The sequence below is a fragment of the Sunxiuqinia dokdonensis genome (assembly GCF_001270965.1).
In the GTDB taxonomy this organism is placed as follows: Bacteria; Bacteroidota; Bacteroidia; order Bacteroidales; family Prolixibacteraceae; genus Sunxiuqinia; species Sunxiuqinia dokdonensis.
On record NZ_LGIA01000006.1, the window covers coordinates 18,846 to 33,237 of the forward strand.

At 45.5% G+C, this 14,392-nt stretch carries 11 protein-coding genes and 1 tRNA gene; 8 read left to right on the forward strand and 4 right to left on the reverse strand.

Features of this window, described 5'->3' with window-relative positions; translation table 11 throughout:
• Positions 1–7 precede the first annotated feature (7 nt).
• Entirely contained in the window at positions 8–2,869 is a 2,862-nt protein-coding gene (locus NC99_RS00510; RefSeq protein WP_053178754.1) for a phage tail tape measure protein, read from the forward strand.
• A 32-nt stretch (positions 2,870–2,901) separates the two neighbouring features.
• Positions 2,902–3,786, forward strand: coding sequence for a hypothetical protein (locus NC99_RS00515; RefSeq protein ID WP_053178756.1), 885 nt, complete (start codon positions 2,902–2,904; stop codon positions 3,784–3,786).
• An 88-nt stretch (positions 3,787–3,874) separates the two neighbouring features.
• On the opposite strand, the gene NC99_RS00520 is transcribed toward NC99_RS00515, so the two are convergent.
• Both NC99_RS00520 and NC99_RS00525 read right to left on the reverse strand, forming a co-directional pair.
• Positions 3,875–3,948: transfer RNA gene (locus tag NC99_RS00520), tRNA-Asn, on the reverse strand.
• 189 nt (positions 3,949–4,137) lie between these two features.
• On the reverse strand, positions 4,138–4,902 hold the full coding sequence (locus NC99_RS00525; RefSeq protein WP_157624316.1) for a hypothetical protein: 765 nt from the start codon (positions 4,900–4,902) through the stop codon (positions 4,138–4,140).
• A 316-nt stretch (positions 4,903–5,218) separates the two neighbouring features.
• Between NC99_RS00525 and NC99_RS00530 the strand changes: the two genes are divergently transcribed.
• The 5 genes from NC99_RS00530 (at position 5,219) to NC99_RS00550 (ending at position 11,492) form a co-directional block, all read left to right on the forward strand.
• Positions 5,219–7,567, forward strand: coding sequence for an efflux RND transporter permease subunit (locus NC99_RS00530; RefSeq protein ID WP_239684380.1), 2,349 nt, complete (start codon positions 5,219–5,221; stop codon positions 7,565–7,567).
• Positions 7,564–8,556 (forward strand): polyprenyl synthetase family protein, encoded by a 993-nt coding sequence (locus tag NC99_RS00535; RefSeq protein WP_053178762.1) that lies wholly within the window; start codon positions 7,564–7,566, stop codon positions 8,554–8,556. Before NC99_RS00530 ends, NC99_RS00535 begins: the two co-directional genes overlap by 4 nt.
• Positions 8,557–8,672: 116 nt before the next feature.
• Positions 8,673–10,187 (forward strand): F0F1 ATP synthase subunit beta, encoded by a 1,515-nt coding sequence (atpD, locus tag NC99_RS00540; RefSeq protein ID WP_053178764.1) that lies wholly within the window; start codon positions 8,673–8,675, stop codon positions 10,185–10,187.
• A gap of 13 nt (positions 10,188–10,200) precedes the next feature.
• On the forward strand, positions 10,201–10,443 hold the full coding sequence (atpC, locus tag NC99_RS00545) for an ATP synthase F1 subunit epsilon (RefSeq protein ID WP_053178767.1): 243 nt from the start codon (positions 10,201–10,203) through the stop codon (positions 10,441–10,443).
• Between the two features lie 35 nt (positions 10,444–10,478).
• A complete protein-coding gene (locus NC99_RS00550; protein WP_053178769.1) occupies positions 10,479–11,492 on the forward strand; it encodes a glycosyltransferase family 9 protein in 1,014 nt (337 codons plus the stop codon).
• On the opposite strand, the gene NC99_RS00555 is transcribed toward NC99_RS00550, so the two are convergent.
• On the reverse strand, positions 11,489–12,655 hold the full coding sequence (locus NC99_RS00555; protein WP_053178771.1) for a MalY/PatB family protein: 1,167 nt from the start codon (positions 12,653–12,655) through the stop codon (positions 11,489–11,491). The two genes, NC99_RS00550 and NC99_RS00555, sit on opposite strands and share 4 nt — an antisense overlap.
• A gap of 107 nt (positions 12,656–12,762) precedes the next feature.
• Positions 12,763–13,452 (reverse strand): 2-phosphosulfolactate phosphatase, encoded by a 690-nt coding sequence (locus NC99_RS00560; protein WP_053178773.1) that lies wholly within the window; start codon positions 13,450–13,452, stop codon positions 12,763–12,765.
• Positions 13,453–13,692: 240 nt separating this feature from the next.
• On the opposite strand from NC99_RS00560, the gene NC99_RS00565 reads away from it, so the two are divergent.
• Positions 13,693–14,283: a T9SS type A sorting domain-containing protein gene (locus NC99_RS00565; protein WP_157624318.1), complete on the forward strand. Its 591-nt coding sequence runs from the start codon at positions 13,693–13,695 to the stop codon at positions 14,281–14,283.
• Positions 14,284–14,392 lie beyond the last annotated feature (109 nt).

Genomic DNA, 14,392 nt, shown 5'->3' on the forward strand with positions numbered 1-14,392 from the left:
CTCAATTATGGCAGGATCATACACAAGGCGCATTAACCTCTACATCAACGGCAAAGAGGTGAAAAACAACATTAACTCCATTCAGGGAGAAATGCGCAAACTCATTCATGAGCAGCGAAGAATGACCGTTGGAAGTGAAGAATACAACCAACAATTTAAGAAAATTGGACGGTTAAAGGGAATTTTGGCTAAGCACCAGGCGGAAGTTCGCAACATGGGTAAATCCTGGACATCAATTGCATCTGAAAAAATCAATAAGTATTTCGGATTGGTTGCCTCCGGGGTTGCCTCAGTTGCAGGTTTGGCTATGGCTTATAAACGTGCAGCCGATGCCGCTGACAACTTTGAAGAAAGGCTTGACAATCTTTCTGCTTTAACCGGGTTGCAAGGTCAGGATTTGGAATCGTTAGGCCGGACAGCACAGGAAATGTCGACAAAAATAACTGAAGGCGGTGTGAGGATTAAGCAGTCGGCCGATGATATTGTGGACGCTTTCACCAAAGTTGGATCCCAGCGGCCTGAGCTGTTGAAAAACAAGGAGGCCTTGGCAGCGGTGACTGAAGATGCTATTTTGCTTTCTGAAGCAGCCAAATCCGACCTGGAACCGGCCGTAAAAGGTTTGACCACAACAATGAACCAGTTCAATCTCCCGGCTACCGAAAGCCGGAGAATTATCAATGCTATGGCAGCCGGATCTAAAGAAGGTGCCGCAGATATTCCATACCTCACCCAAGCAATTGAGAAATCAGGTACCACCATGCATCTGATGAATGTTTCTCTCGAAGAAAACATCGGATTGATTGAAGCAATTGCCCCAAACTACGCCAAAGCGGAAATGGCTGGAAACTCCCTCGACAAAGTTTTTCTGAAAATCAAAGAAAAACAAATTGGTTATGTAAACGGTACGTTCAATCTGAATGCCGCCCTGGAAGAGTTGGCCACCAGATATGCTGGTGGTGAAACTGCCGCGGATCTGTTTGGAGTTGAACACGCCAAAATGGGTGAGCTGCTTGTTCAGAACCGGGGCAAAGTTCAGGAATATACGAAAGCTGTAACCGGTACCAGTATCGCTATCGAGCAAGCGGCAAAAAATACCGATAACGCCAAAGCCATACAAGCCCAGGCAAACAACGCTTTCCACAATGCATCAGTCGAAATTGGTAAAAATCTAAGCCCGGCAATGACCGGCCTGTATAAAATCGCTGGGTCTGTCGCCCAGGCATTTGTTAGGATGATCGAAACATCTCCGGCAGAGTCATTGCGCAAAGAACAAACGGAGCTTAATTTATTGGTCGGTTCGATCACCAATGTGAATAATTCACAGGAAACCAGGAATAAATTCATTGAAGAACTTCAAACCAAATACCCTGATTTTCTAGGTAATTTGGATACAGAAAAAGTGACCAATGAACAACTAAGAGACCGGCTCAAAGAAGTCAACGACGAATACGAAAATAAAATCCTGCTGTCGATCAAGGAAGATTCTCTGAAGGACAACTACAAAGAGCGTTTTGAGTTGAAATTAAAAGAGCTCGAAACGATTAAAAAGATTGCAAAAAAAGAAACTGAGCTGGCTGAAATGGAAGCCGCCCAAGCTGAAGAAGCGCCAGGAAGTGCACGATACAACGAACTGGCAAAAAACATCTCCACCGCTGAAACTTCATTGATCGCCTACGGGAAAAGGCTCGACAAAAACCGGGAAAAAGTTTCTGCATTGGTCGATGAAGAAAACGAATTAAATGAGGCTATTGCGGGGTTAAAAACAAAACCTGGGAATGTTGAGCCGGATGGAGACACTTCCACTCAAACATCAACCAATGAGACCTCAGACCGACCAAATACTGCAACAGATGGAAGCAGCGCATTTGATATGAGTATTCTGAATCCTGCCAATGATGAAGAAATTGATACAGGATGGGTGGAGGCCGAGCTAGCGGCTGATGCCGAACGCTTTGCATCAAAGAAACGATCAGAGGAAGAATGGACAGCTTTTTTGAATCAACAAGTTGACGAGCGGACTGCAGCAGCGGTGAGAGGACTTGAAATTGAAACCGAAATTGCAGCAGCCAGGGAAGAATTGAAGAATATCCAGGTAGCCGCAATCGGTCAAATTGCGAGTGCGCTTTCCGGCATGTTTGAACAGGGATCAGCCGCCCAGATTGCCATGATAGCAATCGAAAAAGCAATTGCTATTGCGCAGATATGGATAAACCTGGCCAAAGAGAAATCATTAATTGCCGTAGCCGCCGCCCAAATGGCTACAATCCCTATCGTTGGTCCCGGCCTGGCGGCATCCTACAGTGCAGCAATGACTGCTAAAGCCATCACTTCAGCAAAAATAAATACCGCGCTTGTATTGGCCCAGACAATTGCTCAGGCATCCGGCTCCAAAAAATCAAAAAAAGAAGTCAAAGGTTACGCAGCTGGAGGCTACACCAACGGCGACCGCATATATCGAGCAGGGGAGAAAGGAAAAGAATGGATTGCCCCAAACCGGATGGTTTCGGATCCTTTCATCGGGCCTATCATTCAATCTCTGGAGGGTTTAAGGAATCGCCGTTCGTACGTCAATCCGTTGGCCATAGCGGCTGTTCATCCAAGCAATCATATAAACTATCCATCCCGCGTTTCCCAGGCGGCTCAAACCTCGGTTGCACAGCCGACCCCTGTAAAAAACGACCCCGAAACGACAGCCGTATTGAAGAAACTGGATGCTAAGATGGAAATTCAAATAAAAGCAACAAATAAAATGACGAATGCAGCCGAAAAGCTATGGAAAGATGGCACTTATACGCGCTTATTGGGGCGTGATGGGCTAATAAATCAAGAATCTGAATACAAAAAAATGAAGTCGAAAGTAACCCTGTAAAGAGATTATCATTAATCATAAATATTTTAAAAATGAAAGAACAAGAAATCCAACAGAATGAAGCTCCGTTTATTGTAGGCGAGAGCACAGAAACAAAAGTAAATGAAACTGGTGCCAATGATCAGGAAAAAAGCTCAGTTGCCGCAGAAGAAAATGAGCCCGAATTCAAAGAATTGGAATCAAATGCTGATCAGATCCCCTTTCAAAGAAAACAAATTGGTCCACAGGATACTAAAAAAAAAGAGGCTATCCACAAAATTTACGACAATTTAGTTGACACCGCCAATCAAGCGAAGTTTGAGCTGGAAAAATTGATTGATGAAGAATCCATGTCAGAGCTCAGTCTGGATCTGATCATTGAGTTTTTGAAATCGAACAATCCGGAAACCTGGCTTATACAGAAATACATTCAGGCCAAAGGGATGAAAGTCGAGTTTCTAAAAACTGAAAAGCTCATCGAAAGTGGCTTGTTCGATCTGCCTGATTACACTGGGATCCTGGCTATCCGCTCAGAATTCCATTTGTGGAAACAAAGACTCAGAGACCTGAATTTTGTTTTTCCATTCCGACAGCTTTTTATCCAGGAAGACAACGTTTTTGTCCTTACTCCAGATTTTGAGGATGCGCTAAAAGAAGCAACGACAGTTTACACCCAGAATGAGGCTCAGAATGAAGTTTTGGAAGCCCTGGAGGCAATCATGAACGGGCTAAATACGATCAACCGTATGGGTATTTTAAATATTCGGAGTGCCGGTCTTCCGTTCTCTGATCCCCTGTCGATTATATTTGATCTTGTGCGAACCAACCACGAAGCCCCGGTTGCTATTTATCCCAAAGCCTTCCGAACTAAACCACTTCGGAGATTCAGCGAAGACCCCAGTTTGGGAACTCAGAGCCGAATTGATTTTTGGGAATAAAACATTGGCCCTTTCACTATTCTCTCTTTAAAATCCTCTTTAAACAAAAATAACCCGTTGAATTTCAACGGGTTATTTATTTTTAAAGCTCCCCAGGTAGGACTTGAACCTACGACCTACGGATTAACAGTCCGCCGCTCTAACCAACTGAGCTACTAGGGAATTTATTTTTCACAACGCTTGCTTTTCGTTTCAAAAGCGATGCAAAAATAACAGCTTTTCTGAAAAGAAAAAACAAAAGCGAGAAATTTTAATTTACAAATTTTGGGAAATAGCTTCGGAACCGGTCATACTAACTGATGCTTCCGAAGCTATTTAGCAAAACACGTTCTGATTTTCAGCCGCTTCAAATTAAAAGTGCCGCACCAAAGCTGAACGCCACCAGGAATAGTATTTTCCTTCCAATTCTTTTTCTGTAGGGAACGGGTAGAAAAGGTAATGTTTTTGATCGCCTACAAAAAAGCCGGTTTTAATGGTCCGGTAAGGAATGTCGTCGCGCAAAAACCGCAGAACGGTTTTGGTCTGGCGAGCGGGCGACTCCTTCAAGCGTTTTATGCAATCACGCAGATGATCGGGGTTGGGATACGGCAAATCGCTCAATGGCGCATCCGGATTATTTACCAGTTCATTCAACTTCAAATCGACCAGAAACACTTTGGGTGCTGAAACCGGCTGGCTCAAATCTGTCAGCCGCCGAATAAAATCAACAGGCGATAATTTACTGGCCACGCGTGTGGTTATGGGGATCAGTTGCTGGTACAAATGAATTTCATTAGCTGTTTTCGGAATAAAGTCATGAGGCGCAATTTCCAACACTTTCCCGTCGTCGGTCACCAGGTAAAGATTTTTCAGGGCCTTTAGCGGTATGCGCTCAAAACACCGGTAAATGGAAAGAAACACCGAACGCTTCGGCTCACCATCATCATACGGCTTCATTTTCAGATTGATATAATCCTGGTGCAAGTTGGTTTGATCAGGGTCAAATTCGAAGAATACCGCCTGCCCATGAATCTGCTTCTTCGTGCCTACCGAAAGGTAATTCCCAAAGTCAAGCGGCTTTAAATGAGAAACAATAATAGATTCGGGGGTGGCAACCAAATAAAAATACTTCTTCATAGCTTCCTGATTTACTGGTATTTTACATGACTTTTGCCTGCGACATTTCCATCACCGCGTTAAACGCTGGCGAAGCAAGATTGCAACGATTGTAAAAAGACACTTATCGAAATTAATTCATCAATACTAATTTGCCAGAAAGCCAGGCGAAACATAAAAAGCTCAACAATCAAAAAACCCTCATTCACGTTACTTTCGTAATCCCGTTTTATTAGCTATTTTCGCCATCATTTTTATACGAGATTTTATTATGTGGGTTTGGCTCTCCGGAATTATACTAAGAAACAGGCGGTTACTTCTTTCAATTTTAGGACTGGTGACTATTTTTATGGCCTATCAGGCCACTCAAGTTGAAATGTCGTATGAGTCGGCACAACTCCTGCCCAAAAAAGACAGTGCATACGTTGATTATCAACAATTCCGGGAACTTTTTGGCGAAGAAGGAAACTTGATTGTGGTTGGCGTGCAGGATGCGGATTTTTTCAAGCTCGATCATTTTGAAGACTGGCACCGCCTGGTTGAAAACCTCGACCAAATTGACGGCGTTGAAAACCTGCTCTCCGTGTCGAACGCATACAACCTAAAAAAGAATCAGGAAAAACGACAATTCGAGATTGAAGAGATCTTCCCCGACAAAATAGACTCGCAAGAGCAACTCGACAGCCTGGCTTCGGTTTTTCACGGTTTACCGTTTTACCGAGGGCTGCTTTACAACCAGGAATCGGACTTTTACTTGCTGGCCATCACGGTCAACAAAGATAAAATGAAGTCGAAAGAGCGCGAAAAACTCGTGCTCGCCATCAAAAAAACCTGCGAGACCTTTTCCGAAGAAACTGGCTTAGACCTGCATTATTCAGGCCTTCCCTACATCAAAGTCATCAACTCGATCAAAATAAAAAAAGAAATTTACCTGTTCAGCGGACTGGCCTTATTGCTGTGCGTCATCACACTTTTCATCTTTTTCCGCTCATTCAAAGCGGTTCTTTTCCCTATTCTGATTGTCATCTCGGGGGTACTGTGGGCCATGGGGACCATGTCGCTTTTTGGTTTTAAAATCACCTTGCTTACGGGGATGATTCCATCGCTGCTGATTGTGATTGGTATCCCCAACAGCATCTACATGCTGAACAAGTATCATCATGAATTTCGAAGTCATGGCAACAACATCAAGGCCCTGCAACGCGTGATCATCAAAATTGGAAACGCCACTTTTCTGACCAACCTGACCACCGCATCGGGATTTGCCACTTTTGTGATTACCAACAGTGAAGTGTTGCGACAGTTCGGGGTGGTGGCCGCCTTAAATATCCTGACACTTTTTGTCCTGTCGCTTTTGCTCATCCCCATCCTGTTTAGTTTCTCCAAGCCTCCTGGCCGGCGACATATGAAGCATTTGGAAAGCCGGGTTTTTAAAACAATCGTCAAGCGACTCGAAACCATTTCGCAAAACCATCGCAAACTGGTTTATTTCTCTACCATCGGCGTTTTACTACTGGGGTTTTATGGTATTTCTCTGATCAAAAGCTCCGGCTTTATGGTCGATGACATTCCTGAAAGCGACATCATCTACAAAGATTTAAAATATTTTGAAGAACAGATTGATGGACTGATGCCGCTGGAAATTATTATCGATACCAAACGTCAGAATGGCGTCATGAATCTAAGTAATTTTCAGCGGATTGAACGGCTCGAAAAACAGCTGGAAGACTACGATGAGCTGTCCTCTTCCATGTCGCTGCTCAATATTCTGAAATTTTCGAAGCAGGCATTTTACAACGGAAACGAACGTTATTACAGCCTGCCAAACAACCAGGAAAAAAACTTCATCCTGGCTTATGCCTCCGAGAGCGAAGAGGATGAAGCCGCCGGGGTGAGCGCTTTACACTCGTTTTTGGATAGCTCGAAACAAGTGACGCGGATCAGCATTCGCATGCACGATGTGGGAACCAAGCGCATGGAAGAACTGTACACGGAGTTTAAACAGGAAGTCGACTCGGTTTTTCCGCCCGACAAATTTGACGTGACCATCACTGGCTCCAGCGTGACTTTTTTCAGAGGAACCCAATACCTGGTAAAAAACCTGTTCAGCAGTCTGACACTGGCTATTTTCCTGATCTCGACATTTATGGCCATCATGTTTTTCTCGTGGCGAATGGTGCTCATGTCACTCATTCCCAATATTATTCCACTCATTTTCACCGCTGCCATCATGGGCTTTACCGGAATCCCGATCAAAGCATCCACCATACTGGTTTTTAGTATTGCCTTTGGAATTTCGGTCGACAACACCATTCACTTTCTGGCCAAGTACCGCCAGGAACTAACGGCCACAGGCTGGAATATTCAGCAATCGGTTAAGCGCGCGCTTCGCGAAACCGGCGTCAGCATGATGTACACCTTTGTGGTGCTTTTCTTCGGATTTGGCGTTTACAGCGTGTCGCAATTTGGCGGAACGGCGGCACTGGGCGTGCTGGTTTCCTTAACCCTATTTGTGGCCATCACGTCGAACCTCATCCTGTTACCCTCGCTTCTGGCCGGGCTTGAAAAATACACCACCACCAAGTCGTTCCACGAGCCCTTGCTTCAAATCTACGACGAAGAGGAAGATATTGAACTGGATGATCTTGAAATTGAAAGGACACAAAATGAAGAAAAAGACGCATGAAACAACCGCATTCCATTGAATACCTGCAACAATTAGTTATTGACCGCCTCAAAGAGAAGGCAGGAAAAATCGGGCAAACCCGGCCGGTTAATTTATACCAACCCATTGAGTACACCCTCAACATGGGAGGAAAACGCCTGCGCCCCGTGATGTTGCTCATGGCCTGTGACCTGTTTGGCGGGAAGGTTCCGCAAGCCTTGAATGCGGCCATTGCCGTTGAGATCTTCCATAATTTCACCTTGCTGCACGACGACATTATGGATCATGCTGATATTCGGAGAAACCAGCCTGCGGTGCATAAAAAGTACAATGAAAATGTGGCCATTCTGTCGGGCGATGCCATGTCGATTATGGCTTACCAATTTCTATTGAAAACAGAAAGTCCGGCGATTCAAAAAGTCACCCAACTGTTCTCAAAAACTGCCATGGAAGTTTGCGAAGGCCAGCAATACGATATGGATTTTGAAAATCAAACCAGCGTGAACATTGACGACTACCTGGAGATGATTCGCCTGAAAACAGCCGTATTAATTGCCGGAAGCTTCAAAATGGGTGCCCAACTGGCCCTGGCAACCGATGCCGATGCTGACCGGATTTACCGATTCGGAATCAATTTAGGATTAGCTTTCCAACTCCAGGATGATTTGCTCGATGTTTTTGCTGAACAGGAAAAGTTTGGAAAAAAAACCGGTGGCGACATTCTGGCCAATAAAAAAACCTTTTTGCTTTTGAAAGCTTTGGAGCTGGCCAAGCCGGAGCAGAAAGAGCGTTTAAATCATTGGCTCACAAAAAAAGACTTTGACCCGCTGGAGAAAATAGCCGCCGTAAAACAAATCTACACCGATTTGAATCTGAAGAAAATCAGCCAACAAAAATCGGACGATTATTACCTGGCAGCGCTGAACGAACTGCAAGCCATTGAGCTTGAAAGCGATCGGAAAAAACCCCTGATTTTACTGGCTAAAACCATCATGAAACGTGAACATTAAACTAGTAAAAACGTTTGCTATTCGTGTAAAAACAACAGACAATATAAAACCCATTAAATTTGTTCAATTAAGCCGGTTTTTGTAATTTCCGGCTCCACAGAAGTAAACTTTTTATCATGAGTCAAAATATCGGTAAAGTCGCACAGGTTATCGGACCTGTAGTTGATATCAGTTTCGACCAGGAAGGCAGCGTACTTCCCAATATCCACGATGCATTGGAGATTATCCGCGAAGGAAAAACCAACCTGGTTGTTGAGTGCCAGCAACACATCGGCGAAAACACAGTCCGGGCCATCTCCATGGACTCCACCGACGGACTGCGGCGTGGAATGGATGTCGTTGCCACCGGCTCGCCAATCAGAATGCCCAAAGGACAGGATGTGCTGGGACGCCTTCTGAATGTGACCGGCGATGCGGTAGATGGCATGGAAAACCTACCCAAGGAAGGATTGGACATTCATAACAAACCACCCAAATACGAAGATTTAACCACTGAAACCGAAGTGCTTTACACTGGAATTAAAGTCATTGACCTGATTGAGCCCTACGCCAAAGGAGGTAAAATTGGCTTGTTTGGAGGCGCTGGTGTTGGAAAAACCGTATTGATTCAGGAACTAATTAATAACATTGCCCTGGCGCATAGCGGACTTTCCGTTTTTGCAGGGGTTGGAGAACGGACCCGTGAAGGAAACGATTTGCTGCGCGAAATGATTGAAGCAAAAATTGTTGACTATGGCGACGAGTTCCGCAAGTCGATGGAAGAAGGCGGATGGGATCTTTCGAAAGTTGATCCGGAAGCCATCAAAAAGTCGAAACTGGCACTGGTGTTCGGGCAGATGAACGAACCCCCTGGCGCCCGTGCCCGTGTGGCCCTTTCAGGACTAACCATTGCCGAAAGCTTGCGCGACGGCGACGGTTCTGACAGCCCCGGCGGCCGCGACATTCTTTTCTTTGTCGATAACGTCTTCCGCTTTACCCAGGCAGGCTCGGAGGTTTCGGCACTTTTGGGACGGATGCCCTCGGCAGTAGGTTACCAGCCCACACTGGCCACCGAAATGGGTGAAATGCAGGAGCGGATCACCTCAACCAAAAACGGCTCCATCACCTCGGTACAGGCGGTGTATGTACCTGCCGATGACTTGACCGACCCGGCACCGGCAACAACCTTTGCTCACCTGGACGCGACCACCGTTTTGAGCCGTAAAATTTCCGAACTGGGAATCTATCCGGCCGTTGATCCGCTGGACTCCACCTCGCGAATTTTGACCGCCGACATTGTGGGCGATGAGCATTACAACTGCGCCCAACAAGTGAAAGAAATTCTGCAACGCTACAAGGAATTGCAGGATATCATTGCCATTCTTGGTATGGACGAACTGTCGGAAGAAGACAAGCTGGTCGTTCACCGCGCCCGGCGCGTTCAGCGGTTCTTATCGCAGCCTTTCTTTGTTGCCGAACAATTCACAGGCTTAAAAGGAAAACTGGTTTCGATTGAAGATACCATCAAGGGTTTCAACATGATTCTGAATGGTGAAGTGGATCAATACCCGGAATCGGCCTTCAACCTGGTTGGTACGATTGAAGAAGCCATACAAAAAGGTGAGAAAATGCTGGCTGAAGCCGAAGCTTAAAAAACTTAGAACTATGTTTCTTGAAATTATAACACCATCAAAGAAAGTGTTTGCCGGCGAAGTTACCCTGGTACAACTGCCGGGAACCAAAGGCTCATTTGCCGTTCTAAAAAACCATGCCCCGCTGATTTCAACCTTGGAAGCAGGTAAAATTAAAGTGGTGGAGAAAGGTGACCAGATCAGCTTTTTTGATATTGATGGCGGCGTTGCTGAGGTGAAGCACAACAAAATTATCGTGCTAACCGAATCGGCCTAAAAAAATAAGCATGAACAATTGGAATACCCTGAAAGATGAATATCTTTCAGGGTATTATTTTACCATTGAAAACCAAAATATTAGTCATACGGTTTAGTTCCATCGGCGATATCGTATTAACCAGCCCGGTGATTCGTTGCTTGAAAAAGCAGCTACATCAAGCTGAAATTCATTTTCTGACCAAAGAAAAGCACGAAAACCTGCTGCGGGCCAATCCTTATATTGATCGGATCCATTTGCTAAGTTCGAATCTGACCGAGCTGGTGCAGCAACTTCAAAAAGAAGAGTTCGATTACATTGTTGATCTCCACCACAACCTGCGCAGCCAGTTCATTAAGCGAAACCTCCGGAAGAAATCCTTCACCCTGAAAAAACTGAACATTAAGAAATGGCTGCTGGTCTCCTTCAAAATCAATATTCTTCCAAAAATTCACATTGTCGACCGGATGATGCACGCCGTGGCTCCGCTTGGGATTAAAGACGATGGCCACGGGCTGGACTATTTCATTCCCGAAGGAGAAAGCTTTAGCCAGGAAAACCTACCCGAAGAATATAAAAAAGGCTACGTCGCAGTGGTTCTGTCGGGCACCTACTACACCAAAAGGCTACCGGCCAGAAAGCAGGTGGAATTTCTCAACCGGCTCACCGTCCCCTGCATTTTAATCGGTGGAAAAAGTGAAGTGAAATTGGCCCGGGAAATTGAACAACAGGCCAAAGGAAAAATCCTGAACCTGTGTCATCAACTGAGCATTAACCAATCGGCTTCCCTGGTAAAAACTGCCCGGGTGGTGGTTTCGAACGACACCGGCCTGATGCACATCGCTGCGGCCTTTAAAAAGAAAATCCTGTCGGTTTGGGGAAGCACTACACCCGACCTGGGCATGACGCCATACCTGCCTCATCCGGCATCGCACATTCAAAAGCTTGATGGCTTGAGCTGCCAGCCCTGCTCCAAGATTGGGCGGCAATACTGTCCAAAAAAACATTTCCGCTGCATGCTCGAACAGAACACAGCGGAAATGGCCAAATGGATTGAGAAGAATTTTTAGGCGAAAGCTTCCTTCATCCGAATTAAAGCCTGCTCCAGTGTGGCTTTCGGACAACCAATATTGATGCGCATATAGCCGCTCCCCTGCTTACCAAACTGCACGCCGCGATTGAGTCCAACGCCAGCCTGAATCAGCTTGTCGTTTAATTTTTCATCGCTGAGATTGAAGGCCGAGAAATCAAGCCAGATCAAATAAGTGGCTTCCGGCTTCATCGGCACCACCTGTGGCAGGTGTTCCTTCAGAAAAGATTCCAAAAATCGGTAGTTCTCCTGCAAGTAGTCCATCATCTGATCGACCCAGGCGCCTCCTTCGCGGTAGGCGGTTTCCAGTGCCAGCGAACCAAAGATATTGCCCATATGCAGGTGTGGCACTTTCAAGGTGCGTTCGTAGCGCACAAACAATTTTTTATTCGGAATGACCACAAACGAGGTGGTTAAACCGGCAATATTGAAAGTTTTACTTCCGGCCATGCATACCACGCAGTTGTTGGCAATTTCTTCGGAAAGGGTGGGCAGCGGAATGTGTCGATGCCCATTAAAAACCAGATCCGAGTGAATTTCGTCGGAAACAATCAATACCTCATTTTCGAGACAAATGGTTGCCAGCGCTTCCAGCTCCGCTTTCGTCCAAACCATGCCACCGGGATTTTGCGGGTTGCACAGCAGCAGCATCTTGGTTTTGGGCGTGATTTTACTTTTCAGATCCTCCAGATCAAACGTATAACGGCCATCTACAAGTTTCAGCGGATTTTCAACCATTTGGCGGCCGGTGCCTTTCACCGAATCGAAAAACGGAAAGTACACCGGAGGCTGCACAATCACCTCGTCGCCCGGCTTCGAATAGGTATCAATGGCCAAAGTGAGTCCGGCCACCACACCCGGGCTAAACGAAATCCACTCCTTTTCGATTTTCCAACCGTGACGTTGATCCAGCCAGCTGACAATAGCATCAGCGTACGAATCTCCGCGAAAGGTGTAGCCCAGCACTTCATGCTCCAGCCGTTGCTTTAAGGCCCGAATGATAAAATCGGGCGTTTTAAAATCCATATCGGCCACCCACAGCGGCAACAGGTCTCCCGTACCGAAAAACTGTTCGCGGGCATCGTATTTAATACTGTTGGTGTTGGTCCGGTCAACCAACTCGTCAAAATTATAATTCTTCATGCGTTGTTATTTCCAATTTGTCTTGATCAAAATTCGCTTCTTTACCAAAGGAAAATCTCCCGACTTTTCGGTAAACAATCTTCACAGGTAGTAAGACAAAAGCGGGCTTAAAGTTCAATTTTTTTCAGAAAATACAAATCCTTTTCTCGTTCAACTTTCAATACAAAGTTAAAACGGTTGAGATCGAGGCAAAGATCGAAATCGGCTGAGGGTGCCCACAGCTGCTTTTCGGGCGAAAAAAAACGGGCTCCTGCACCATGCCTCAGCTTGTCGACCATGGCCGGAAAATCAACCGGCTGCCCTTCCAGCTTCGCTTTCAGGTATTCGGCCAAAAAAGTGTCCTCGTCGGTTGGGTACTGGCAAGCATAGCCCATACAAACCAGCGATAGTTTCTCCGGATTCTGGCGCTTCACGTAGTCGATAATGGCTCCTGCATTTACAAAGCTTCCGGTGATGATCTCATCGGCATGGGTGGCATTAACAATTCCTTGGGTGCCGCTGCTGGTGGTGTGCACCATGGTTTTTCCGGCGAGTTGACCGGTGAGTAGCTGCGAAGGCGAATTCCCAAAATCGAAGCCTTCGGGCTTTTGCTCGTTACGCTCGCCCACCAGCAGGTATTCCGGGTTTTGTTGTTTCAGCTGGTAAGCCAGCTCGATTTGTCCGACCGGATAAATACGCCGGACACCGCCATCGAAAGCGTAACAGGCCACCGAAAAAGCACGGAACACATCGATGATTACGGTCAACCCTTCCGCCTGCCGGGCTCCATCGAGCAATTGAAGTATTTTTATATCCATTTTCTTGAAGATGATTTAATATTAACAAAACCAGATGGCACTATTTTTGTTTCATGAATCGTTTTCTCCCAAACCCCCTGCAAAAACTACTGTTCGAGACTTTCTTTCCTCCATCAATTCTCTCTATCGATCTCGAAACATAAACTTAACCCACCATTAACGTATGTTTTATAACACATGCTGTAAAACATGTTACATTTGTTCTGTGATTCAATAGTGAACTTTTAAAAATTCAAAACTATGAAAACATTTAGAACAATTAGCATGATGCTTGCTTTAACAGTTATTGCAAACATCGCCCTGGCAACGGGAAACTTGCGTGTGAACATTCTGCCGCTGAATGCAGAACGTGCTGTAGTAGCCATTTCGAATGATGGGGAAACCAAATTTCAAATCAGTATTGAAGATGCATACGGCAGCGTGGTTTACTTTAAAGAGACTGAAGGAAATGTTGCTGACTACCGGAAAGTATATGACTTTTCGAAACTGGAAAACGGAAACTACAAATTGATTGTCAGCCTTGACGGCGTGAAAGGCCAACGTGAATTCGCCATCAACAACGGATCAATCAACGTTGGAAAAGAAAAAATGCTGGCCACTCCGTTCTTTTCATACAAGGAAGACATTTTACGTGTCGCTTTCCTGAACCACGCGGGTGAAAAAACAAACTTATACATTTACAATGATGGGGAATTGGTTTACAGCAAAGCATTGGAAAATTCTTTCTCTGTAAACGAAGGACTTAATCTTTCTAAATTAGCTTCGGGAGAATACCAGGTGGTATTGGCTTCAGGAAATGAAGTTTACGACTATGCAGTCGCTGTAAAATAAGAAAGTCCTAAACTTTTTTTCCAATGCGGTTATCCAAAAGAGACCGCATTTTTTTGCTCCAAAACTCAATTTCATCCCTTGTTTCCTGGCTCAAAAGCTCAGCAGATCG

Bases quoted from the DNA above. Each gene is read 5' to 3' on its own strand.
- NC99_RS00510 (WP_053178754.1), top strand. From the start codon at position 8: ATGGCAGGATCATACACAAGGCGCATTAACCTCTACATCAACGGCAAA.
- NC99_RS00515 (WP_053178756.1), top strand. From the start codon at position 2,902: ATGAAAGAACAAGAAATCCAACAGAATGAAGCTCCGTTTATTGTAGGC.
- NC99_RS00525 (WP_157624316.1), bottom strand. From the start codon at position 4,902: ATGAAGAAGTATTTTTATTTGGTTGCCACCCCCGAATCTATTATTGTT.
- NC99_RS00535 (WP_053178762.1), top strand. From the start codon at position 7,564: ATGAAACAACCGCATTCCATTGAATACCTGCAACAATTAGTTATTGAC.
- atpD (WP_053178764.1), top strand. From the start codon at position 8,673: ATGAGTCAAAATATCGGTAAAGTCGCACAGGTTATCGGACCTGTAGTT.
- atpC (WP_053178767.1), top strand. From the start codon at position 10,201: ATGTTTCTTGAAATTATAACACCATCAAAGAAAGTGTTTGCCGGCGAA.
- NC99_RS00550 (WP_053178769.1), top strand. From the start codon at position 10,479: ATGAATATCTTTCAGGGTATTATTTTACCATTGAAAACCAAAATATTA.
- NC99_RS00555 (WP_053178771.1), bottom strand. From the start codon at position 12,655: ATGAAGAATTATAATTTTGACGAGTTGGTTGACCGGACCAACACCAAC.
- NC99_RS00560 (WP_053178773.1), bottom strand. From the start codon at position 13,452: ATGGATATAAAAATACTTCAATTGCTCGATGGAGCCCGGCAGGCGGAA.
- NC99_RS00565 (WP_157624318.1), top strand. From the start codon at position 13,693: ATGAAAACATTTAGAACAATTAGCATGATGCTTGCTTTAACAGTTATT.